This is a genomic window from Candidatus Nitrosopumilus sp. bin_7KS (assembly GCF_054095835.1).
On record NZ_JBSWSO010000009.1, the window covers coordinates 1 to 21,307 of the forward strand.

The following is a 21,307-nucleotide window of genomic DNA, read 5'->3' on the forward strand; positions in this document are numbered from 1 at the left end:
GTCATGACTATTTTTCATTAATGGATCTATAAATTACGAATTTTAGTTTGAATGTTGTTGAGATTAACTGGTAAGATTGCTCTAGTAACTGGCGGAAGTCGTGGAATTGGATTAGCAACTGCAAAAATTTTATCAGAAAATGGTGCTACAATAGTAATTACTGCAAAAGACAAAGATAGATTGGAAAATGCGGTAAAAGAGATTCCCAATGCAATAGGTATTGCAGCTAATATTAGAAATTCAAAAGATGTAAAAAATGTTGTAAATAAAATAATTGAAAAATTTGGTAAATTAGATATTCTCGTAAATAATGCAGGAATATTTCCCAAGATAAAACAATTACATGAAATTGAAGAGGATGAATGGAATGAAGTATTAGATGTAAATCTCACAGGACAGTATAGATTTACCAAGGAAGCAATTCCTCATTTACAAAAAACGGCTGGTTCAATAATTAACATTTCATCAGATGCTGGAATAAAGGCATATCAAGGATTTAATGCAGATGCATATTCTGCATCAAAAGCTGCATTGATTTTATTAACAAAATGTTGGGCATTAGAATACTCTAAAGACATGATCAGAGTAAATTGTATTTGTCCAGGAGTTGTAGACACAGATATGTCAAAACCATTTTTGAAGACTGAAAAAGACAAGGAATTCATGAATAGTGAACACCCTATTGGTAGAATTGGACAACCAGATGAAATTGGAAAAGCAGTATTGTATTTTGCCTCAGATGATGCATCATGGACAACAGGTGCAATATTGACTGTAGATGGAGGAGAATCAATTAAATGAATTCACAGGGATTTAATACAACACTTAAGGAGAAAATATATTGAAAGATAGAAAAGCAAAAGCAAAATTAATTATCCTTTTAGGAATTATTTGGGTAGTAATCACACTGCCTTTACCATGGATAATTAATAATCCAGAAGTATCAACAGCTCAATTCAATACTATACTTGCCATCATTGGAGTAATGTCAATTCCATTCATTGTTCTCGGAGTGGTTTGGACTCTAAAACCAGAACTCACAACTTAGGTAATTTTAATTGCAAGATATTCCCATTTCTGACAAAATTCCTGAATTAGATATTGCCATCAAGGCTGCAATTGATGCAGGTAATGCAATTTTAGAAATTTATCAAAAAGATTACAAAACATCTACAAAAAGTGATGATTCTCCAATCACAGATGCTGATTTGAAAAGCAATGAAGTCATTAAAGGTATTCTATCCCAAACAAAACATTGGATATTATCTGAAGAAGATAAAGATGATCTAGGTAGATTATCACAAGAGACAATTTGGATAGTAGATCCTCTTGATGGAACTTCAGATTTCATTGACAAGACAGGTGAGTTTACAGTTATGATTTCCTTAATTAAAAATAAAAAACCAATTCTTGGAGTAATTGGATGGCCTACAGAGAAAACATTGTTTGTTGCACAAAAAGATAGTGGAGCATTTAGATTTTCAGATGAAAAATGGGAAAAAATTTCAGTAACAAAGATTTCAGAAGTCCCAAAATGTAGAACCGTAGGTTCTAGACATCATTTATCTGAGAAAGAAAAATCATTTATTAAAAAATTAGGAATTGAAGATTTTACAAGTATAGGAAGTTCATTGAAAGTTGGAAAGATTAGTTCTGGTGAAGCTGAAGCATACATTACAACAACAAACAAAATGAAAGAGTGGGATTCAGCTGCTTCTTATTGTATAATTTTAGAAGCTGGAGGTAAAATGACAGACATGTTAGGAAACGATCTTACTTACAATAACAAAGACGTGTATCATCAAAACGGAATTCTGGTTACAAATGGTTTAGTTCACAATAAAATAATTGAAGAATTTAAAAAATTATAGTAGGTTTCTTCCCTTAAGGAAGTCCTTTACTTTTTGTGCACTGTCTGAAAGTGAATCATGTTCTGTATCAACTACCAAATCTGCTTTTTCTGGAGCTTCATAAGGATCATCAATTCCGGTAAATCCTTTGATTTCTCCTTTTCTAGCCTTGGCATACATACCTTTGACATCTCTTTCTTCACATTTTTCTAGTGAACATTTTACATAACATTCTGCAAACTGATCACCTGCATCGATAATTTCTCTAGCATTTTCTCTGTTCTCAAGATATGGAGATACAAGAGATACTGCACTTGGAACACCATGTTTTAACAAAAGCTTTGCTAAATAAGCAACTTTTTTGTTATGCTCATCACGTCCTGCTTTTGAAAAATCTTTTGGAGAGAACCATTCTCTAAGTTCATCACCATCAAGCATTGCCAAGTTTGGAATATCTTTTTGCAAATCTTTTACAATCGTAGTCTTTCCTGAACAAGGAAGACCAGTCATCCAAAGAATGAAAGGTTTCATGAATAAAATTTCTAAATAACCCATAAAGAGCTTACGTTAATTTTTAGCCCAGGGTTGATTTTCTAAATAATCAATATCTGCAATTAGTTCCTCAATTTTTTTCACAATTGCAAAAACTGATCGATATTGTTCATACATTTCAATTTCTTCTTCTTTTGATAAAACTTCAGCCTCTGCAATATCAAAAAATTTGTTTTCTTTGTTAAGATGATCATTTAGAAAAATAGCATATGTTCTAAGATATCTTGATACGGGTTCTTGTGCATCCTCACCATTTTTCCATCTTTTTAGATGGTGTGATATTTGTCTGGCAATATTTCTTCCAAATTCATGTTCTATCATAAATTTTCGAATTTGTTCTTTTAAAGAATCATAGCTTGCAACACATGGAAAATACGAATCTTCTTCTCTTGAATGATGAATGGTATCAACAAATTCTGAAATAACTATAGTAATTTTTGTTAGATCTGAAAAGGGGATTTTAGTTCCTTTGTATAATTCAGCAGCACATTTTGATACTATTTTTTCTAGTCTACGAACTTGATCATGATCAGCACGTAATTGATTTGTCGCACTCACAATATTCACTCTCAATTACGTTATTTAAAAATCAGTAAAGAGCTAACGAATGTAGATTAATCGAGTTTAATTTTTATCCAGATCAATTTAGATTCAGTTATTAATGAATCCAGTAATTTTATCAATTTTGAATTTGTTTAGCGGACAAACCAATTCAATCGAATTACCCAAATTAGATATAAACATAATATTTGATAAATTAACTGAATTACAAACTTCCATTGGAACATTATCAGATGGTAATGGACCAATTGCTGAAGCCCATGTCATATTACTTGCTGCAGGTGTAGTAATTTTTCTAGGAGTAGCAGGAGAAGCATTCTTTAAAAAAACAGGTATTCCTGATGTAGCATTTTTAATGATTCTAGGTGTAATGATTGGACCAGTATTTGGATTAATTCAGACAGAAGCTGTAATTCAAGTTGTTCCATATTTTGCAGCTCTTGCACTAATTATCATCATGTTTGATGGCGGATTAAATCTAGATATCAAACATGTTATCAAAACTGCTCATTTTTCAGTGACACTTGCAGTTCTAGGTTTTATTTTATCAGTTGTGATGATTACTCTTGCTGCTCATTTTGCTTTAGGTTGGTTATGGTTAGAAAGTATTCTTTTAGGATCCATTGTGGGTGGAAGCAGTTCAGCAATTGTGTTTGGTTTAGTTAGAAATGTCAAAATTTCAGAAGAAACAAAATCAATGCTAAGTTTTGAATCTGCATTAACTGATATTTTAGCTACAATTATTGCATTCATATTATTTGAAGCGGTTCTAGCAGGTCATTTCGATCTCCAAACTTTGCAAGAAACCATAGGACGTGCAGTTGTAGTTGGATTAGTTCTTGGATTTGGAGTTGGAATTCCTTGGATGTATGTTTCTACAAAGCTTGGAAATGCTCAGCACGCCTATATGCTTACGTTAGGTGTTTTGTTTGTTTTATTCTTCTTGGCAAATTCATTTGGAGAATCAGGTGCATTAACTGCATTAGTATTTGGTTTGATGATTGGAAATAAAGTTCATCTAGCAAAAATTCTCAGATTCAAACTTCCAAGAATTGAGCTTGACGATCCGACACATAACCAACTGACATTTTTGGTGAGATCATTCTTCTTTGTATTTGTAGGATTAATGGCAAGTTTTGGACAAATAGAATATCTGATATTTGGAGTTTTGATTACTGTGGCTGTCTACTATGGAAGAATACTAGTAGGAAAAATTACATTAACAAAAAGATTTTCACTTTTGGATAGAGCTGTAACAAACTCTATGATACCAAGAGGATTAGCTGCTGCTGTACTTGCAACATACCCAATTACTATGGGATTGCCTAATGCTGAAGCATATCCGCAACTGATATTCTTTATTATTTTAACATCAGTAATAATTACAACACTAGGATTAGCAAAATCAAAGAAAATCCCTCCACCAGAATCTGTTGAAGGTGGATTTGTGAAACCTGAAGATGATGTAACAGAGGATATAATAGAAATAGAAAAAATATCTGATATTTCTTTGGATGAAAAAATTGAAGGTGGATTTGTGAAACCTGAAGATGAAAAGTCTCTAAAAGAATAGAATTGTTAACTATACAGAACTAGACAAGGATTAGGATTGTAACTTTTTTGTTATTGATTGAACGTATTTTTCGCTATATTCGTTGAATAACTGAATTTTATTCTGAGCTAGAGCCATTGCGCCAGGTCGGCTGTTGATATGATTTTCAGAGTTTTTTTGTTCTTCTAAGAGTTTTTCAAGATTTGCTTTTGGTGCTGATTCTAATTCTGCAAGTAATGTTATCAGTTCTTTTTCAAGATTCTCTTTAGTATTAGGAAGTGCGGGCGGATCAGCGCCTATAATTTCTTTAGTTGTTATATTTCCAAATACCTTTCTGTCCAAGTCAAGCAATAATGAAAAGTAAAATTAGCAGTATAAATTCAATTTCATTTTTATTAAATTTGAAAATATGAGTGCACTGCAATCAAACGTTTTATTTGTAAATAATTTCTAACTATTTTCATGACTTATTGTATAGGAGAATGCAAAAAATACAAGGCCCTCAAACCATCAGACATTGGTAGATATGCTGCTGGGCAAAAAAGATGCAACTATTGTGAAGTGTTTGTAGAATATGATGGATTAGTTTGTCCTTGTTGCAATAGACAACTCAGATGCCTCCCAAGAAGCAGAAAGGGAAAAGAAAAGTACATGGAACAAAATGTAAGATGAAAATTTATGCCTAAAAATTAAAGTTCTACTTATAAGAAATCAAATGTTAGGATAGGCATGGCAATTCCTGCAGATGTTGAAGAATTTGTAGAAAAACATATCAAATTAATGATTTCTCAAACTGAAACATATCTTCCATTTATCAGAGTAGCATTTCCATACTCAAATAATGTAGCAGATGGAGTATACAACCTAATTATTGGAAGCGCATTATCGATATTTATCAATCAATTCGCATTGAAAATGAAATATCCAACTGCAGATGATTTTACAGAATTTGGAAAAATTGCTTTAAAATATAGAGATCAAGTTGATCAGTTTTTTAAATAATTAAGCTATTTCGCCTAGGAAATGTACAGTATAATTTGTTACAACCACAGTCCTATCTTTTGGAACATGGTATAATTTTTTTGAACCGTTTGAAGATTGAACGATAAGTTTTGAAAATGGATCTTTTAGTGACTTGTAAAGAATTCCTTTATCCCCTACTGATTGAGACCAGTGAGTTCCTTGAACAAAAGAGATTGTTTGAAACTTTACAACTTGATATGAATAGACCATTTCTAATTAATTGTTAATTATTGCACTCATTAATGACTTTCCACCAATTAAAGCTGCAATTGAAAGACCAATGTTGGCAATCAAGTTTATTGCAAATATGCCATAGTGACTTTGTTCAAGAAGGTTATTGGATTCAAGTGCAAGTCCGGACATTGTGGTAAGTGAACCACAAAATCCAATAGCTGCAAACAAAGAATATTTTCCATCAAGATGCCATTGTTGAGACATTACAATAAAGGCACCAAGAATAAACGCTCCAAAGACATTGACTGCCAAAACATTAACAGGTATTGTGTTGAATAGTAAAGGAGATTCAATAACTTTGAATCTTAGATATGCTCCAAGTACGGACCCGACTGCAAGAAAAACAAACTCTAATCCTTTCATCTACACAACTGAATTAATTGACATTATTAGTGCTATTTGGATAGATTTTAGGCATAATTTGTGCCTAAACATATTTGATTTAGAAAAATGTATTCACAGTTTTTATAGGTTCAATATTTTTTCCAGACAGAATGACATTAAAGTTAAGATGTGAAGACTATGGTTTTGAATGCGAATACATTCTTGATGAAGAAAAAACTTTAGGTCTAATTGAAAAGCTTAGAAATCATTTTGAAGAAGAACATGGAATTGATTATACTATTGAGGCTGTCACTCAAATGATAACCAATCGTGGACATTCTTTAGAATCAATTAAGAAATAAACTTAGGAAAAAATTATTTTTATTTTTAACATTTATTACAATGTGTGTTGTATCTCAATTAAGAATTAGTTATTGGAAAAATTCTAGGAAATTTTTGTTTGTAAAGTTTACTTTTGATTATAAAATTACCTGAATCACATTATTTTTATTTTATAATCACCCATAGTAATCAATAGTGGTAGAAAATTATTCAAACGATTATGATGTCAAGTGTCAACTAGATACTTGCAAAACCTACCCTGCGATTACAGATTCTGAAAGAGGAGAAATTGTTTGTGGGGGATGCGGTCTTATCTTATTGCAAAATATGGCCGACGCATCATATGAAAACAGCGGTTACAGCTCAGAGAACTTTATGAAGCTATCAAGAACGGGTCCTGCTACATCATTAACAATGAATGACAGGGGATTATCAACCGTAATTGGTTCAAATAAAGATTCAACTGGAAAAACACTTTCTAGCAAAACAAAATATGATTTCAATAGATTACGAACATGGGATCAAAGAAGTAAATCAAGAAAGACTGCCAGTTTAAGCAAAGCATTCACTTTACTTCATGGAATGAAAACAAAGTTAGGAATATCAGACAATGTTGTAGAAAATGCAGCCTATATCTACAGAAAAGCAGTTAGTGCAAAATTAACCAGAGGAAGAACAATGGCCTCACTAATTGCAGCCTCGTTATACGCTGCATGTAGAGAAAATAACATCCCTAGAACACTAGATGATATTGCAAAAGCTGGAAATGTTGAAAGAAGAATACTCTCCCGAGACTTGAGAACCATAATCAAAAAGCTTGAACTGAATCTTAATCAGTATGATACATCCTCGTTTATCTCAAAAATCTCAAACAACATGAAATTAAGAGAGAAGACAAAGCGAGACGCATTCAAAATACTAGATCTCTGTGAAAAAGAACAGATTACTGCAGGAAAACATCCCGTAGCACAGGCTGCTGCATCATTGTATATCTCATGTATAATGAATGGGGAAAAAATTAGTCAGAAAAAATTTGCAGTGGAATCTGGAGTAAGTGATGTTACAATTAGAAACAGAGTAGTCTTGATTAAGAAAACATTAAAGCTAGTTGAGTAGATTATTCCAAAAATATCCTATAATTGTATTGTAGGAGAAAATATTTTTTCATATATTATTTCTTTAAGTTGATTTACCAAATCGATCGTTACTCTAATTTGTTCCAAAATAATTTCCTTGAGACTTTGTATGGAATTATTTAGTTCTAATATTTTTGCCTGTAATCTAGATTTTTCATTATTGAGTAATGATATTTGATTTTGCAGATTTTTATTTTGTTGTTTTAGATTGTCATTTTCTTCAGTTAATCGTTTTACTTTTTCTGTTTCAGACTCTTTTGGAAAGGGATCTGGTGCAGGTGCAGGAGTTGGCATTTTGATTGGATCTGGGATGGGACTAGGTTCCGGAATTTGGGGTGGTCCTGGTTCTTGTTCTGTTTCAATTGCAAATGTAGTTTGTGAAAAACTAACAAATGCAAGTAGGGCAATTATCCCAAAAACAATACTAGTTTTCATTTTATAATTTCACAAAAACATTACAGCAGTTTTGTATATGAATATGATTATTGATTTCAAAGAATTATTTGTAAAAATCAGGTTCTTGATCTCTTTTCTGTTTAGGAAGATCTTCCATAACAGCTTGAACTACTTCATTGTGATTGTACGTAAGATGTCTGAGAAACTTTGCTGATTCATCTGCTCTAGTTTTTTCATCTGCAAATAACATTTCAGGACTACTCAACCCAGTCATCATCTCATTGCATTCTTTACACGGTTCAAAGTCAAGATAGAGTTTCATATTTCTCGTCATTTTTCTTAGTATTTAGACTATTTTATGGATTGAGGTATAGGTGCCTCTTTCTTTTGAGGCCTTACCTTATCCACAGCATCAATTAGATCTTGTTGTGTAATTTTGATCTCCTTGACATTCTTTGACTTGCCAGAGACATATCTCTTCAAAGCTGCAATAGCTGCTCTGTTTGTGACTGCTGCAATCTCAGCACCGCTGAAATCATCAGTCAACTTTACAATTTCTGAGATCTTCACATCACTATCAAGTGGCTTTTTCTTTGTATGAATCTCAAAGATATGCTGTCTTCCTTTTTCATCAGGATTTGGAACTTTGATGATTCTATCAAATCTGCCTGGTCTTAGTAGTGCTTCATCAACAATGTCTAATCGGTTTGTTGCACCAATTATCAACACGTTGTGTAGTTCTTCTAGGCCGTCAATTTCAGTAAGGATTTGAGACACTATGTTTTCTGTAACATGTGAATCAGAACCTCCACTTCCTCTTCTTGGAACAAGTGCGTCAACTTCATCTAAGAAAATAATACATGGAGCTGCTTGTCGTGCTTTTCTGAATATTTCTCTGACACCTTTTTCAGATTCTCCTACCCATTTTGAGAGTAGTTCAGGACCTTTGATGCTGATAAAATTAGACTCTGTCATTTTTGCAAGAGCCTTTGCTATCATTGTCTTACCTGTTCCAGGAGGGCCATGCAGTAGAATTCCTTTTGGTGCTTCTACATCAACATAATCATATGCATCCTTGTATTTGATTGGCCATTCAACAGCTTCCTTGAGTTCTTCTTTTAGTTCATCCAAACCTCCAACATCATCCCAACTTACGTTTGGAACTTGGATTTGGACTTCTCTAAGTGCACTAGGACTAACTTCTTTCAATGCCTCCCTAAAGTCATCGCTTGTGATTTGGATCTTTTCAAGTATCTCTGATGAAATTTTTTCTTCGTCATAGTCAATCTCGGGAAGAATTCTACGTAGAGCTTTCATAGCGGCTTCTTTAGATAATACTTCCAAATCAGCTCCTACAAATCCATGTGTAGTTTTTGAGATTTGTTTTAGATCTACTTTTTCATCTATTGGCATTCCACGCGTATGAATTGATAGTATATCGAATCTTCCTTCATCATCAGGAATTCCAATTTCAATTTCTCTATCAAATCTACCTGGTCTTCTAAGTGCAGGATCAATTGAATCTGGTCTGTTAGTAGCTGCAATTACAACAACCTTACCTCTAGATTTCATTCCATCCATTAGAGTTAGTAATTGTGAAACAATTCTTTTCTCTAGTTCGCCTGAAACTTCATCTCTCTTTGGAGCGATAGAATCAATCTCATCAATGAAAATTATGCTAGGAGCATTTTCTTCAGCTTGAGTAAAGATTTCTCTAATTCGTTCTTCACTCTCTCCGTAATGTTTGCCCATTATTTCAGGTCCACTTAGGGAGATAAAGTGAGCATTTGTTTCTCCAGCTACTGCCTTTGCCAATAATGTCTTACCAGTGCCTGGAGGACCATACAAAAGAACGCCTTTTGGTGCTTCCACGCCTATTTTTTCAAATAATTCTGGATGTCTCATTGGTAGTTCTACCATTTCACGAATTTTTTGAACTTCTTTTTTCAGACCTCCTAGTTCGTCATATGTTATTCTTGGAACAGAAGAATCTACTGCTTTAGTCATTGCTCCAAGTTTGAATACCGTATTTTCAGTTACTAGCACAGGTTTTGATGGTTTTGTACTTGTTACAAAAAATTGAACACGTCCACCCATCTGTGTATTAAGAGATACTGAATCTCCAGTTGTAAATACATGATTGAGATAGTTGTAAATCATATATTCTTGCAATCCTTCTGCAGCAATCTTTTCAGTTGGAGACAAAATAATTTGTTCAGCATTTACAGCTTCAACTGTTCTTAGTGAAATTTTATCACCAATTCCAGCTCCAATATTTTGTCTGGTCATTCCATCTATTTTGATAATACCTGAACCATATTCTTCAGGTGAACCTGGCCAAAGTTTTACATGTGTTTTTTTGTTGTGTGTTAGTTCTAGTATTTGTCCAGTATTCCATTTTTGATCCTCTATAATTTTAGGATCAACTATGGCTCTACCTCTTCCAATATGTTGTTGTGGACTTTCTTCAACTTTTAAAATTATTTCTGTCATATCATTACCTCAAAAATTATTGAGAGGATTATTCAACCTCCACCGTTTTGCCTATTGGTTTTTCCTCTTCAACTAATTTGAAGACAATCTCTAAAACTCCATTTTTGTAGGAAGCCTTTGCAGAGTTTTCATCAACTTTATGTTGTACAGGAACTTTTACATGATATTTTTTATCATTGTGTTCTGCTGAAAGATCAACTATTTTGTTTTCAACAACAATCTTGACATCAGATTTTTCAACTCCTGGCATCTCAGCTATGAGTTTTACTACTTTTTCTTTTTCATCAACAATTGTGTCAACAAGTGGTTCTCGTGTATCAGAAGTTGGAGCAAGGCCTGGTTTGGCATTTCCATATTCGTTTACAACAGGTTTTCCATCAGGACCAACAGTCATTGTATAACCGTAATAATATGGACCAGATTCAGAACCATTTCCCTTGAATTCCTCGAAAACGTCATCTATATTGAAAAAAGAGTTTGACATTTTTTTGAAAATTCTATCAAATTCACTATCAAAGAAGTTTGTCATATTTATCTACCATATGTAATGTATATGACATTATATAAAGATTATCCATATTTCTTTGATTTCTTACATAATCCTATTATAACTGACATAATATAATAACTTGATGAGGACTACAAATGTGTCCATACCTGAAGTCGTTAGAGAGATCATTACTAGAAATCGTTCAATTTATGATTGTATGAAGATGGATTTGATCAACTATACAGCTTTGGCAGTAAAGATTCAGCCAGACATTGAAAAAATTCTAGGAAACCCTGTTAACCTCAATACTGTAGTTGTTGCAATTAAGAGATATGCTGATTCATTTGAAATTAAAGATGAAGTCAAAGAGGAATCAATTTTGAAAAATGCAAGATTGGCTTTAACTGACGGGATAATGGATGTCAAGTTTTCAGTAAAGGAATCAAATGGAATGGATCCCATGGAAATTTTGGATAAATTCTCAAAGATTACTAATAATTATGATTTTTTTAGAATGTCTGATTCCTTTAGATTTTTGGCAGAAGATTTGGAAGACATAAGACAGATTTTTAGAAATGTGCCAGAAAACGATGATATGTTCAGTACTGGTCTTGCAAAAATTAGAATTTCAATACCAAACTCCCAAAATCAATCAGATGTAGTATCCTATGTAGCTGAGGTATTACATGCAAATGGAGTAGAATTAGTAAATGCATTTTTCAGTCAAGATAACATTACAATAATTCTCAATGAGCGTGATTCATCAAGGGCCTATGAAATTTTACATTCAGATATTATGAGAACCTGAGCATAGCAGTAAAAATTATTCTTATAGCATATATTCACCCAATTTGTGGAAAAGACACGATTGGCAAGAAATAAGAAAAAAATTGTAATTTTAGGAGGAGGATTTGCAGGAGTAGAATGTGCCAGAAAGTTAGAAAAAGAATTTGGAAATGATCCTGAAATAGAACTGGTAATGGTAAGTGAAGATAATTTTCTGTTATTCACACCAATGTTACCACAGGTGGCATCTGGAATGATTGAAACTAGACATATTGTTTTACCAATTAGAACTATTTGTAAAAAAACAAAATTCTATGAAAGTCGAATTAAAAATATTGATCCATATGGAAAAATCGTAACACTGTGGGGAACTGGAGATAAAAGAAGTATCTCATTACATTATGATTTTTTAGTTGTTGCATTAGGTAGTGAAACTAACTTTTTTGGAATGGCTGATGTTGAAAAAAATGCATACACAATGAAGACACTCAATGACGCTGTGATGTTAAGAAATAGGGTAATTGATATGCTAGAGCAAGCAGAAAATGAAACCAATCCAATACTTCGAAAAAGTTTTCTAAATTTTGTAGTTGTAGGTGGTGGATTTGCAGGGATTGAAACTGCAGGAGAATTGATGGATCTTTTATTGGATGCAAGAAAATATTATCCAACAATTCACAAAGACGATATCAAAGTTATTGTGCTAGAAGCTTTAGGGATGATTTTGCCTGGATTTAATACAAAACTTGCAAATTTTGCAAAAGAAAAAATGATGGAAAGAGGAATCGATATCAGATTAAAAACAGCAGTCACTAGTTTTGATGGAAGTGAAGTGACTACCAAATCATTAGATGAACATCTAAAGGATTCAATTGATTCATCTGAAATTGATTCAATAATAACAAAGACATTGGTTTGGACTGCAGGAGTTACCCCAGTTAATACCATTAAAAGATCAATGTTCAAAACAGAAAAAGGAAAAGTTTTGATAAATGATTTTCTCGAAGTTACTGATTTTCCAGGAGTCTTTGCCATAGGTGATTGTGCATTACATTTAGATCCTAAAACACAACGACCACTGCCTCCAACTGCTCAAATTGCAGAAGCTCAAGCAAAAATTGCTGCTAAAAATTTAATTTCTCTAATCAAAAATTCTACAAAAGAAAAATTTGTTTATCATTCTAAAGGACAGATGGCAATTATTGGAAAAAGATCAGGAATTGCCACATTTTTGGGAATGAATATCTCAGGATTTTGGGCTTGGTTAATTTGGAGAAATGTTTACCTCTCAAAAATTACAACATTTGATAAAAAAACTCGTGTATTTCTTGATTGGGTAATAGATTTGTTCTTTGACAGAGACATCTCAAGATTAAAACTAATGAAACGTGAAACTGAAAAAGAATACAAACTACTCGATGAAGTAGATGATGTTTGGTAAAATAATAAAATTATTTTCTAATTTTGTAGATAATTATTGCTGGTGCTGCAAAATACATTCCGACATTCATCAAAATTATTCCAATTCCATAAGATATCATTTGTGATTCAGAATCAATATCCACATAATTTAGAATTGACAATGAAGATAGCATTGGAGTAAGTGAGAGCTTTACAATTTCTTTGAAAACAGGATTTTCACGCTCTAAATCAGCAATGACAGGTGAAAATGAATAATAAAATTGGTTAAAACCAGACATGAATGCAATTCCAGATTCAGTGGATAAAATTATGTTATCCCTAAGTTCTCTGAGTTGTTGAACTTGAGGTGCAAGTTCTGAGCCAAATGTTGCAGTTGCAATTAAACACCCGCCTCCTTCTTTACTTGAAATTTCATTCATTGTTTCACCATTTGATGTGATTTGTGATAATATTTCAAAGGAATCAATTGTTTCTTCAAATCTTGAAAGTTGTGAATCAAAGTCATCTAATGAATTTGCATATACAAGAATGAAGAATTTGTCTGTATCATAAATAATAATTTCTTTAAATTTTACATTGAAATTTTCTGCATCAGAAAAAAATATTCCTTCAGCGTCAGTTACATATGCTTGATTTCCGTGTATAGTTGTTTTTTCCTGTAAAATTATTTCTAGATTTCCAGAGTCTAAAATTCCTTGAAGTCTTTGATTTCTTTCAGAAATTATTTCATCAAAAGTTTTTCCATCACTATTTTGTATTGTTAATGAAATATTTGGATTCATTGAGCCTGTTTTTGGACCAACTGCAACTATGTCAGGAGAATTTTCATCTGTTTTATTTGGTTCTTGTAATAACCATCCTTCAGGAACACTAAATGAAATCTCATGTTCAGGACTTTGATATTTTTGATTACCAGTAGGAGTAATTACAGTTGATTGTGTTCGTTCTGGTTCTGGTAAATCAAGAAGATTTGGAATCTCAGAAATACTAACTACTGTAACTTTTGTGATTCTTACCTGTTCTGGATCTTTAGGTCTGTCACTAGTACCTATTTCAACTGCTATTATTTTATCAAGAGTTTGAAAACTTTCTTCAGTTACAATTCTACCAAATACAGTATATTGTTCATCAAGAAAATTAGAGTCTGCATGTACTATGAAAAATTGAGAACCACCACTATTTGGATCAGCAGATCTTGCCATTGAAACAATTCCACGATTATGTTTAATGGTGTTAAATTCTGCATCTACACTCGTAGTTGGACCACCAGTTCCCCAAGTATTAGGATCACCACTAATTGTATTAGGATCACCGCCCTGAATCATAAAGCCAGGAATTATTCTGTGAAAGAGTGTGTTATCATAAAATCCTGTTTGAGATAGTATAATGAAATTTTCTACATGTTTTGGGGCATCATTTGGGAAAAATTCTATGACAATTTCTCCAAAACTAGTTTCTAAAATTACTACTGAATCCATAATGTTAATTTCGTTATTTTCAACTGATTGTGCAAAGATATGGTTTCCTGAACTTACAATAAATAATGAAAATATCAAAACTATGGAAAATTTATTCAATAATTTTTTCCATAAATGCTCACTTAAAAGCTAATTGTATTGATTTTTAACAAAGTTCAATAAATCACCCATTATGGAACCTGATGAAAAGATTCAGGCACATTTAGTTTCAGTGTGGAGAGAATCTAAAAAATTCTTATCGATTGGTGGGAAGGAAGGCATGTTGGTACTAACAAACAAGCATTTGATGTTTGTCCATAAGACAGAATCTAAAATGAATTGGTGGAAAGCCATCACTCAAAGACAGGTTGTTAATTTTATCAAGTCAAAAAATACGATGATTCACCATGATGGATACAATGAGGAAGATTTGATGAATGATTGTGAAGATGATAGAAATATTGAATTAGGTTTTGATGATATTACTAGTATTAGTTTTACAGAAAAAAATTGGGGTAGTTCGTTACAATTAGAATATCAAAAAGATGGAAAAAATGAGAAATTTCAGTACTCCATAGCCCAAGATTGGGTAAAATATCCTGCAAAAGAGCCTACAAAATACATGAAAGTGGATTGGGAGCCTTTTGTGCAATATATTAAAGAAAGGCAAAAATTTACCAAGTAAAATTGAGTAAAGTTTACGCTGTAGGTGTTGGCCCTGGTTCTTCAAAATATGTTACAGAATTTGTAAAAGAAATAATTCAGAATTGTGACGTTGTTATTGGTTACAAATACACACTAAAAACAATTGAAGATTTGATACAAGGTAAAGAGATCTATGAAATCACCATGAATGATCAAGAAGATTCTTACCAAAAGATTCTTCCAGAACTTGGTGAAAGAACTCTAGTCATACCTTTCACTGGTGATGTAAATTTTTCAGAATCAGAAGTTGTTGATAGATTAATAGAAATTTTCGGTGATGTTGAAATTGTTCCAGGAATTAGTTCAATACAAGTTGCTGCATCAAGAGCAAAAGTTCCTCTTGATAAATCCAAAGTAATTACAATGCATGTTACAACCCCAATTGAAGATAAGAAATTAGAATTACAAAAAGCATTGATTGATGGTTTTAGTGTGGTTTTGGTACCAAGACCATGGCCAAAACAGCCAGACAAACATTTCATGCCTTCAGAAATTGCAATTTATCTTCGAGAGCATAAATTTGAGACTGATAAAATAAAAGTTCATGTTTATGAAGCAATAACTACTGAAAATGAAACTAGTTTTGAAGGAACAGTAAAAGAATTAGAAGGAAAAGAATTTTCTGATTTGTCTGTCATGGTGTTTAATCAGACCAGTTTAGATTCATACATGAATTATAGATGGCAATGGGAAAATTAATTTCCCAAGTTTTGGCCTTTTCCTAAAATTATATTATCATTAGTTGGAAATACATATGCTACAATTTTCATCCATTGATAGTCTGGATCATATAATCTGTAAAAGCCTGCATTGTCAAATGTAATTTTAGCTGAACCGCCTACAGCAATCTCACCAGTTGAAATTCTTCCATCAGGTATGAAAGTAATGTAACGATCATTTTTCTCTTTTCCACTGATAATGTTATGAGTTACTGTATCGTCATTGATTATTGTAATTGTAGTTCCAGGTTGAACTGAAATTCGGTCTTGTGAGAAATATTTAATGCTACCAGATTCAATATAACTTCCTGTGCCTCCTTGTGAATAGGAACCTTTCTGAATACGAACTATGATGTTATTTGATTCTTCAGTTGTGGTAGTTGGAGTAATTTTTGATAAAGTAGATAATTTTGCAGTGTAAATTATTTTATAAGTTTCATCTGATGTTGTAATCCTACCAGTAAACCCATAAACTGATGCATTTTTACTTTCATCAACTAATCTTCCAAAAAAGCTAATTGAAGAATCAAATCCACTTGAACTTTCAATTTCACCATTCATTCGAATGTATTTACCTTCACGCAAAAATTTTCCTTCTAAATTAGAAATGACAAATTCTTCATCATCTAAAGTGATAAAACCGTCTTCAGTAAGAAAGTTAATTGTGCTTCCACGTTGATCTTGAGAAGATATACCTAAATCAATTTCAGATGTTTTGATAATCTCTTCAGTTACTGCAAAACCTGAACCCTCTAAAAGAAATGCTTGATTCTTTGAAATTTCCGCAAATGATTCATTTGCAAAATAACCTGATGAAACGGCAAGTAAAGCTAGCAGTGTAAGAGTTGCCTTCATAATCAATTTTAGATTGATTTGGTTTATAATTTACTACTAAATTATTTTAGACTGAATAAACAAATTTGAGGGTAATCTAAAAATTAGATTTCAGGCATGCCCATTAGCCCTTTTTCTTGAGCTAATTCTATCATATAGAATTCAAGATATCCTCCAGCTAAAAGAAGACCCACTACAATTCCAATCTCAATTACTGTTGGTTTGATGAATGGAACTAGATCAGTTTTTTTGATTACTGCTCTAATCAGAATAAAACTTCTGGAAATCCCAAAAGAGTAGGCAACTAATTCCATCAATCCAAAAGGAGTTAGGAAAAGTATTGAGAGTGGGGGAATTTCAGCAATTTGTGGCGCAGTTAGTGCTATTGATGCAAAAGCAAATCCTGTAGACCAAGCAGCGAAAAGTCCCCATCCTACCCCAAAACCTGGAATAAACATTGGTAATGCAATAGTCAAGTTATGAGTAAAGATTCCAAAGGCATCAATATCTAAAACAAGTTCTTCAAATTCTGCCATGAATGCATTTGCCTCTTCTTCACTAACAGTAGACATGGAACCAATTTGATATGCAGTTGCAAATAATCCTAAAAATATAAAAAATATAATTATTCTAATTTTATTCACAAACCCACACCTAATGAACAATATTTGAGGGTTGGTGTAGGCGCAGATTTAATTAAACCAAATGATATTTTTTGATATGAAAAAGGAGCTGTCCTTTGCGTTAAACTATGCATTAAACAAAGGATTTCAGATCCATCCAGATGCTTTTAAAATATTAGAAAATGTAGATGTTAAAAAATTAGAAAAAATAATTAAAGAAATTGTGAGAGAGAAGACAAGACAAAAATTATTTCAAATTAACCAAGATGATTTAGAAACATATCTTGGAATTAAAGAAGATTTATCGTTAAAAAATGAAGTCAAAATATTATCAGATCCAACTGGCAAGATTACATCTGGAGAGGGAGTTAAAGGGTACAATGCTTTGTTTTCTAGTCGTTTTAACAAGCTTAAACGAATCATCTCAGATAGACCAGAATCAAAACTACTCAAATCTGCAGCATCTTTGAAAAATGCAAAAATAGATGATGACCAGTATGTGTGTGGATTAGTTTCCATTAGAAATTCTGAGAGAAATATCACAAAGATAGTTTTAGAAGATCCCTCAGGCTCATTTGAGGGCATAATTTTTGATGAAGAATTGCAAAAAACTGCAGGAACCCTACTAATAGATCAGTTTGTAATGGCAAGGATTGGTTCTGCTAAAAATTCAGGATATATCATTAAAGATATAATTTTACCAGATATTCCAGAGCAGGCAAAAAACAAGTCAGAAAGCGATGCTTATGCAGTCTTTCTATCTGACTTGCACATAGGAAGTAAATACTTCATGGAAGAAGAATTTTCAGATTTTGTATCATGGATATCCAGTCCTGATCCTGTTGCAAGAAAAATTCGATTTGTCCTAATTGGGGGCGATATAGTGGACGGTGTTGGAATTTATCCAAATCAGAATAAAGAATTAGTTTGTCAGACAATCCAAGAGCAATTAAAAAAAGCAGAGGATTTGATTGACAAAATTCCAAAAAATGTAAAAATTATCATTATGCCAGGAAATCACGATCCAGGTAGAAGAGCATTACCTCAACCTGCTATCCCTAAAAAATACAATTCAGGTTTATGGGAGAGGGAAAATGTGATAATGGTTGGGAATCCAGCCGTAGTCTCATTAAACGGAGTTATCGTCTCAATGTTTCATGGACAAAGTATAGACGATATTGTAAAGACTACACCAGGTCTTAGTTATGACAGACCCACCAATGTAATGAAACACCTGCTTAGAGCAAGACATCTTAGCCCAATTTATGGTAGTCAAACACCAATTGCTCCTGAAATGGAGGATTTGATGGTGATCCAAGACATTCCTGATATTTTTCATGTAGGTCATGTTCATAGAGCCCAACTAGACATGTACAAAGGAATTTTATTGATAAATTCTGGTTCTTGGCAAAAACAAACCCCTTTTCAGGCCAGTGTAGGAATGACCCCAAATCCAGGTATTGCTATAATTGTTAATCTAAAAACCTTCCAAGTCTTCCATGAAAATTATAGTTCTAATTTAGACAATATCTTGCAAACTTAGATCATCTTTGAATGATTTTTTTATCATTTCAGAAGATATTGTAAGTTTGTATTTTTTTGTCCTTCCATGAATGCCTTGATGAATTAGTCTTCCAGAAATAATTCCAGACAATTCAATTTCACTAAGCATTTGTGTTATTCTTCTTTGAGTAAGTTCATCTTTCCCTAGTGCTTTACAGAGATTTTTGTAAGAAGAGTAAATCTCACCAGTTGAAGAGCCATTAGACTTCATTATGGCAATAATCACTAATTTTTCATGAAGTGGGTATGATTTGAGAGAGGCTTCTTCTTTGTTTTCTTCAATTTTGAGAGAGGCTTCTCTGACATGTTCGATTGTGACTTTGCTAGATTGTTGCCTTTCTGCAAGTTCGCCAGATACACGAAGTAGATCAATAGCCCTTCTTGCATCACCATGTTCCCCTCCTGCAAGAGCAGCACAGAGATTTAATGCTGGTTCCTCTACGGAATTTTCAATAAAAGATTCATTGATTCTCTCTTCAAGAATTTTTTTAATTTGTTCAACATTATAATTTGTAAAGACTATCTCCTCTTCCCCCAAACTACTGATAACTCTAGGATCTAGTTTTTCTTTGAATGTTAGATCATTTGATATTCCTACCATAGTTAGAGAACCTTGTTTTAATTGCTCATTTGCTCTTGTAAGTTGATATAAGATGTCCTTGCCTGTTTTTGCAACTAGTTGAGCAAGATAATCAATTTCATCAATTACAATAATTGCATTAAGTTTTCCTTCATCAATTTTAATCAGTAGTCTTTTGAAAACTTCACTAATAGCAAGTCCAGTAGAGGGTAATTCATCCTGTTCTAGGCCTAATTGCCTGCCTAGACTGACTAATAATCCATATAATGTGGTCTCGTTTTTGGAATTAGAATAAATGAGTTTAATTGGGAAATTTGATTTTTCAACTCTTTCTTGAATTTTAGATAGTACTTTTTTTACAACTAGAGTTTTACCAGTTCCAGGTTTTCCATAAACCAAAAGATTTGATGGTCTTGATTGTTTTAAAATTGGTAATAGGGATTGAGTGACTTGTTCTTGTTCAGATTTTCTATGTAAGATAGTAGTTGGGATATATGTAAAATGAAGAATATCACGATTTTTAATAATTGATTTTCCAGATTCAGCTGCATCAAGTAAGTCATCTATCGGATCAGACATACTCACACACCTTCATTTCTTCTCAACACTAACACAACTACATCTGAATTAAGAGAGTATAGTATAGAATAGTAAGAGTAGTTTAGTTTGTAATTAATTATTTTTAGTTAGTTTTAGATTTTCTATTAAAAAAAAATTAAAAAAAAACATAGAGTGGAAAGATAGGTGTGTGGGTTAAATTCTAAATTAGGTATGAGTTAACATTATTGTTAATTTGGTGTTAAGAAATGTCTAAAAAAGCCCATTTTGACCCCCTTATTTCCATTCCAGGCGTTAAGGTGGATGTTAACACTGTGAATATCATCAATCTAACCCCTTTATTTCCACTCCAGGCATGAAATTATCATAATTTAGTAGGTTAATTATGGATTAGTTGTTAATAACAAAATATACGCTAGGCGTGGCTCAGGCAGTCAATGTTAACAAACCACTTAGTTAACAAATATTCTGGGATCATTTCAACTGTTAACATTTAATCAATTAGATCTCAAAGATGACTAAAAAACACATCCGAATCAATATGGAAGATTCTGAAGGCGCTCGATATGATATTAAATTAGATGGTAATGTAACCCGAGAAAAGGTTCTTAAAATTTTTGAAATGATGGATTTGATGAATATTGAAGAAGAACAAGAACCAACAAATATGGATTCAGTAGGTTCTAAAATCTCAAATATTGTTGACAAGTTTTTCCCAATGGGTAAATTCACCTCCACAAACATTCTTGAGAAATATGAGGATGAGTATAATGAACCTGTGAAACTTAGCATTATTTCCACATACTTGTCACGATTTGCTACAAAAGGTAGGGTAAATAGAACCAGAAATGGTCGAGAATGGACATACCAAACTATCAAAATACCTCAAAAACAACAATAATTGATTAAGAAATCGTTACTTTTCTAACCAATAATCTATCTTTTCCGAGAATTACTTTGACATATTCACCTTTTTGGATGTCCATATACTTTCTAAACTGTTTTGGAATGGATATTGTACCAGCAGATGTGATTTTTACTAAAACTTCATTGTCTTGCACTGACATATTACTATTATAATTTAATAATATATATAATCTGTCTCTT

Annotated in this window: 28 protein-coding genes; 14 read left to right on the plus strand and 14 right to left on the minus strand. The window is 32.5% G+C overall.

From position 1 onward, the window contains the following. The first annotated feature begins 51 nt into the window (after window positions 1-51). Genes ACW9W4_RS10035 through ACW9W4_RS10045 form a run of 3 tightly spaced genes read left to right on the plus strand, consistent with a single transcriptional unit; the run spans window position 52 to window position 1,871 of the window. Window positions 52-801 (plus strand): SDR family NAD(P)-dependent oxidoreductase, encoded by a 750-nt coding sequence (locus tag ACW9W4_RS10035; protein ID WP_457762320.1) that lies wholly within the window; start codon window positions 52-54, stop codon window positions 799-801. A gap of 40 nt (window positions 802-841) precedes the next feature. Beyond that, the gene (locus ACW9W4_RS10040; RefSeq protein WP_457762321.1) at window positions 842-1,048 is read left to right on the plus strand and encodes a hypothetical protein; all 207 of its coding nucleotides are present in this window, start codon (window positions 842-844) and stop codon (window positions 1,046-1,048) included. 10 nt (window positions 1,049-1,058) lie between these two features. Beyond that, window positions 1,059-1,871 (plus strand): 3'(2'),5'-bisphosphate nucleotidase CysQ family protein, encoded by an 813-nt coding sequence (locus ACW9W4_RS10045; protein WP_457762322.1) that lies wholly within the window; start codon window positions 1,059-1,061, stop codon window positions 1,869-1,871. On the opposite strand, the gene cysC is transcribed toward ACW9W4_RS10045, so the two are convergent. Together cysC and ACW9W4_RS10055 are read right to left on the minus strand one after the other, a co-directional pair. Continuing rightward, a complete protein-coding gene (gene cysC, locus ACW9W4_RS10050) occupies window positions 1,866-2,381 on the minus strand; it encodes an adenylyl-sulfate kinase (RefSeq protein WP_457762323.1) in 516 nt (171 codons plus the stop codon). The genes ACW9W4_RS10045 and cysC overlap by 6 nt on opposite strands. A 36-nt stretch (window positions 2,382-2,417) precedes the next feature. Next, window positions 2,418-2,960 (minus strand): hemerythrin domain-containing protein, encoded by a 543-nt coding sequence (locus tag ACW9W4_RS10055; protein WP_457762324.1) that lies wholly within the window; start codon window positions 2,958-2,960, stop codon window positions 2,418-2,420. 103 nt (window positions 2,961-3,063) lie between these two features. On the opposite strand from ACW9W4_RS10055, the gene ACW9W4_RS10060 reads away from it, so the two are divergent. Next, complete coding sequence (locus tag ACW9W4_RS10060; RefSeq protein ID WP_457762325.1) at window positions 3,064-4,536, plus strand: cation:proton antiporter; 1,473 nt, start codon at window positions 3,064-3,066, stop codon at window positions 4,534-4,536. 30 nt (window positions 4,537-4,566) lie between these two features. On the opposite strand, the gene ACW9W4_RS10065 is transcribed toward ACW9W4_RS10060, so the two are convergent. Then, window positions 4,567-4,866 (minus strand): hypothetical protein, encoded by a 300-nt coding sequence (locus ACW9W4_RS10065; protein WP_457762326.1) that lies wholly within the window; start codon window positions 4,864-4,866, stop codon window positions 4,567-4,569. Window positions 4,867-4,977: 111 nt separating this feature from the next. Between ACW9W4_RS10065 and ACW9W4_RS10070 the strand changes: the two genes are divergently transcribed. Further along, window positions 4,978-5,187, plus strand: a complete 210-nt coding sequence (locus ACW9W4_RS10070) for a hypothetical protein (RefSeq protein ID WP_457762327.1) — start codon at window positions 4,978-4,980, stop codon at window positions 5,185-5,187. Between the two features lie 57 nt (window positions 5,188-5,244). Beyond that, a complete protein-coding gene (locus tag ACW9W4_RS10075; RefSeq protein ID WP_179362748.1) occupies window positions 5,245-5,517 on the plus strand; it encodes a hypothetical protein in 273 nt (90 codons plus the stop codon). Here ACW9W4_RS10075 and ACW9W4_RS10080 read toward each other — a convergent pair whose 3' ends face one another. Together ACW9W4_RS10080 and ACW9W4_RS10085 are read right to left on the minus strand one after the other, a co-directional pair. Further along, on the minus strand, window positions 5,518-5,748 hold the full coding sequence (locus ACW9W4_RS10080; RefSeq protein WP_457762328.1) for a hypothetical protein: 231 nt from the start codon (window positions 5,746-5,748) through the stop codon (window positions 5,518-5,520). It abuts the gene before it with no gap. Window positions 5,749-5,754: 6 nt separating this feature from the next. After that, window positions 5,755-6,135 (minus strand): fluoride efflux transporter FluC, encoded by a 381-nt coding sequence (locus ACW9W4_RS10085; protein ID WP_457762329.1) that lies wholly within the window; start codon window positions 6,133-6,135, stop codon window positions 5,755-5,757. Between the two features lie 131 nt (window positions 6,136-6,266). Between ACW9W4_RS10085 and ACW9W4_RS10090 the strand changes: the two genes are divergently transcribed. Both ACW9W4_RS10090 and ACW9W4_RS10095 read left to right on the plus strand, forming a co-directional pair. Then, window positions 6,267-6,458, plus strand: coding sequence for a DUF1059 domain-containing protein (locus tag ACW9W4_RS10090; RefSeq protein WP_179362745.1), 192 nt, complete (start codon window positions 6,267-6,269; stop codon window positions 6,456-6,458). Window positions 6,459-6,633: 175 nt separating this feature from the next. Continuing rightward, on the plus strand, window positions 6,634-7,554 hold the full coding sequence (locus ACW9W4_RS10095; RefSeq protein WP_457762330.1) for a transcription initiation factor IIB: 921 nt from the start codon (window positions 6,634-6,636) through the stop codon (window positions 7,552-7,554). Between the two features lie 17 nt (window positions 7,555-7,571). Here ACW9W4_RS10095 and ACW9W4_RS10100 read toward each other — a convergent pair whose 3' ends face one another. The 4 genes from ACW9W4_RS10100 to hsp20 form a co-directional block, all read right to left on the minus strand. Beyond that, window positions 7,572-8,009: a hypothetical protein gene (locus ACW9W4_RS10100; protein ID WP_457762331.1), complete on the minus strand. Its 438-nt coding sequence runs from the start codon at window positions 8,007-8,009 to the stop codon at window positions 7,572-7,574. Between the two features lie 64 nt (window positions 8,010-8,073). Beyond that, window positions 8,074-8,292: a hypothetical protein gene (locus ACW9W4_RS10105; protein WP_179362742.1), complete on the minus strand. Its 219-nt coding sequence runs from the start codon at window positions 8,290-8,292 to the stop codon at window positions 8,074-8,076. A gap of 29 nt (window positions 8,293-8,321) precedes the next feature. After that, window positions 8,322-10,463, minus strand: a complete 2,142-nt coding sequence (locus ACW9W4_RS10110; protein ID WP_457762332.1) for a CDC48 family AAA ATPase — start codon at window positions 10,461-10,463, stop codon at window positions 8,322-8,324. A gap of 28 nt (window positions 10,464-10,491) precedes the next feature. Further along, window positions 10,492-10,992, minus strand: coding sequence for an archaeal heat shock protein Hsp20 (gene hsp20, locus ACW9W4_RS10115; RefSeq protein WP_457762333.1), 501 nt, complete (start codon window positions 10,990-10,992; stop codon window positions 10,492-10,494). 103 nt (window positions 10,993-11,095) lie between these two features. Here hsp20 and ACW9W4_RS10120 point away from each other — a divergent pair, with 103 nt between their 5' ends. Continuing rightward, on the plus strand, window positions 11,096-11,761 hold the full coding sequence (locus ACW9W4_RS10120) for an ACT domain-containing protein (protein ID WP_457762334.1): 666 nt from the start codon (window positions 11,096-11,098) through the stop codon (window positions 11,759-11,761). Between the two features lie 60 nt (window positions 11,762-11,821). Then, a complete protein-coding gene (locus tag ACW9W4_RS10125; RefSeq protein ID WP_457762335.1) occupies window positions 11,822-13,180 on the plus strand; it encodes an NAD(P)/FAD-dependent oxidoreductase in 1,359 nt (452 codons plus the stop codon). Window positions 13,181-13,190: 10 nt separating this feature from the next. On the opposite strand, the gene ACW9W4_RS10130 is transcribed toward ACW9W4_RS10125, so the two are convergent. Next, window positions 13,191-14,738, minus strand: coding sequence for a peptidylprolyl isomerase (locus ACW9W4_RS10130; RefSeq protein WP_457762336.1), 1,548 nt, complete (start codon window positions 14,736-14,738; stop codon window positions 13,191-13,193). A gap of 73 nt (window positions 14,739-14,811) precedes the next feature. On the opposite strand from ACW9W4_RS10130, the gene ACW9W4_RS10135 reads away from it, so the two are divergent. Then, window positions 14,812-15,303 carry a hypothetical protein gene (locus ACW9W4_RS10135; protein ID WP_457762337.1) on the plus strand — a complete coding sequence of 164 codons (492 nt, stop codon included), beginning with the start codon at window positions 14,812-14,814 and terminating at the stop codon, window positions 15,301-15,303. A gap of 2 nt (window positions 15,304-15,305) precedes the next feature. Next, window positions 15,306-16,022 (plus strand): precorrin-6y C5,15-methyltransferase (decarboxylating) subunit CbiE, encoded by a 717-nt coding sequence (gene cbiE, locus ACW9W4_RS10140; RefSeq protein ID WP_457762338.1) that lies wholly within the window; start codon window positions 15,306-15,308, stop codon window positions 16,020-16,022. Here the strand turns inward: cbiE and ACW9W4_RS10145 are convergent. After that, window positions 16,019-16,897, minus strand: a complete 879-nt coding sequence (locus ACW9W4_RS10145; RefSeq protein WP_457762339.1) for a cupredoxin domain-containing protein — start codon at window positions 16,895-16,897, stop codon at window positions 16,019-16,021. The two genes, cbiE and ACW9W4_RS10145, sit on opposite strands and share 4 nt — an antisense overlap. Before the next feature lie 83 nt (window positions 16,898-16,980). Beyond that, complete coding sequence (locus ACW9W4_RS10150; protein ID WP_457762342.1) at window positions 16,981-17,448, minus strand: stage II sporulation protein M; 468 nt, start codon at window positions 17,446-17,448, stop codon at window positions 16,981-16,983. Window positions 17,449-17,596: 148 nt separating this feature from the next. On the opposite strand from ACW9W4_RS10150, the gene ACW9W4_RS10155 reads away from it, so the two are divergent. After that, window positions 17,597-19,042 (plus strand): DNA-directed DNA polymerase II small subunit, encoded by a 1,446-nt coding sequence (locus tag ACW9W4_RS10155; RefSeq protein WP_457762340.1) that lies wholly within the window; start codon window positions 17,597-17,599, stop codon window positions 19,040-19,042. Here ACW9W4_RS10155 and ACW9W4_RS10160 read toward each other — a convergent pair. Next, a complete protein-coding gene (locus ACW9W4_RS10160) occupies window positions 19,019-20,221 on the minus strand; it encodes a Cdc6/Cdc18 family protein (protein ID WP_457762341.1) in 1,203 nt (400 codons plus the stop codon). The two genes, ACW9W4_RS10155 and ACW9W4_RS10160, sit on opposite strands and share 24 nt — an antisense overlap. A gap of 493 nt (window positions 20,222-20,714) precedes the next feature. Between ACW9W4_RS10160 and ACW9W4_RS10165 the strand changes: the two genes are divergently transcribed. Next, the gene (locus tag ACW9W4_RS10165; RefSeq protein WP_179362733.1) at window positions 20,715-21,101 is read left to right on the plus strand and encodes a hypothetical protein; all 387 of its coding nucleotides are present in this window, start codon (window positions 20,715-20,717) and stop codon (window positions 21,099-21,101) included. 4 nt (window positions 21,102-21,105) lie between these two features. Here the strand turns inward: ACW9W4_RS10165 and ACW9W4_RS10170 are convergent, their stop codons facing one another. Further along, entirely contained in the window at window positions 21,106-21,267 is a 162-nt protein-coding gene (locus tag ACW9W4_RS10170; protein ID WP_014966078.1) for an AbrB/MazE/SpoVT family DNA-binding domain-containing protein, read from the minus strand. Between the last annotated feature and the right edge of the window lie 40 nt (window positions 21,268-21,307).

Coding starts and splice junctions, on each gene's coding strand:
- ACW9W4_RS10075 (WP_179362748.1), top strand. CDS start 5,245: ATGGCAATTCCTGCAGATGTTGAAGAATTTGTAGAAAAACATATCAAA.
- ACW9W4_RS10100 (WP_457762331.1), bottom strand. CDS start 8,009: ATGAAAACTAGTATTGTTTTTGGGATAATTGCCCTACTTGCATTTGTT.
- ACW9W4_RS10035 (WP_457762320.1), top strand. CDS start 52: ATGTTGTTGAGATTAACTGGTAAGATTGCTCTAGTAACTGGCGGAAGT.
- ACW9W4_RS10135 (WP_457762337.1), top strand. CDS start 14,812: ATGGAACCTGATGAAAAGATTCAGGCACATTTAGTTTCAGTGTGGAGA.
- ACW9W4_RS10085 (WP_457762329.1), bottom strand. CDS start 6,135: ATGAAAGGATTAGAGTTTGTTTTTCTTGCAGTCGGGTCCGTACTTGGA.
- ACW9W4_RS10165 (WP_179362733.1), top strand. CDS start 20,715: ATGACTAAAAAACACATCCGAATCAATATGGAAGATTCTGAAGGCGCT.
- ACW9W4_RS10110 (WP_457762332.1), bottom strand. CDS start 10,463: ATGACAGAAATAATTTTAAAAGTTGAAGAAAGTCCACAACAACATATT.
- ACW9W4_RS10120 (WP_457762334.1), top strand. CDS start 11,096: ATGAGGACTACAAATGTGTCCATACCTGAAGTCGTTAGAGAGATCATT.
- ACW9W4_RS10160 (WP_457762341.1), bottom strand. CDS start 20,221: ATGTCTGATCCGATAGATGACTTACTTGATGCAGCTGAATCTGGAAAA.
- ACW9W4_RS10070 (WP_457762327.1), top strand. CDS start 4,978: ATGACTTATTGTATAGGAGAATGCAAAAAATACAAGGCCCTCAAACCA.
- ACW9W4_RS10060 (WP_457762325.1), top strand. CDS start 3,064: ATGAATCCAGTAATTTTATCAATTTTGAATTTGTTTAGCGGACAAACC.
- ACW9W4_RS10150 (WP_457762342.1), bottom strand. CDS start 17,448: ATGTCTACTGTTAGTGAAGAAGAGGCAAATGCATTCATGGCAGAATTT.
- hsp20 (WP_457762333.1), bottom strand. CDS start 10,992: ATGACAAACTTCTTTGATAGTGAATTTGATAGAATTTTCAAAAAAATG.
- ACW9W4_RS10155 (WP_457762340.1), top strand. CDS start 17,597: ATGAAAAAGGAGCTGTCCTTTGCGTTAAACTATGCATTAAACAAAGGA.
- cysC (WP_457762323.1), bottom strand. CDS start 2,381: ATGAAACCTTTCATTCTTTGGATGACTGGTCTTCCTTGTTCAGGAAAG.
- ACW9W4_RS10105 (WP_179362742.1), bottom strand. CDS start 8,292: ATGAAACTCTATCTTGACTTTGAACCGTGTAAAGAATGCAATGAGATG.
- ACW9W4_RS10080 (WP_457762328.1), bottom strand. CDS start 5,748: ATGGTCTATTCATATCAAGTTGTAAAGTTTCAAACAATCTCTTTTGTT.
- ACW9W4_RS10170 (WP_014966078.1), bottom strand. CDS start 21,267: ATGTCAGTGCAAGACAATGAAGTTTTAGTAAAAATCACATCTGCTGGT.
- ACW9W4_RS10145 (WP_457762339.1), bottom strand. CDS start 16,897: ATGAAGGCAACTCTTACACTGCTAGCTTTACTTGCCGTTTCATCAGGT.
- ACW9W4_RS10090 (WP_179362745.1), top strand. CDS start 6,267: ATGACATTAAAGTTAAGATGTGAAGACTATGGTTTTGAATGCGAATAC.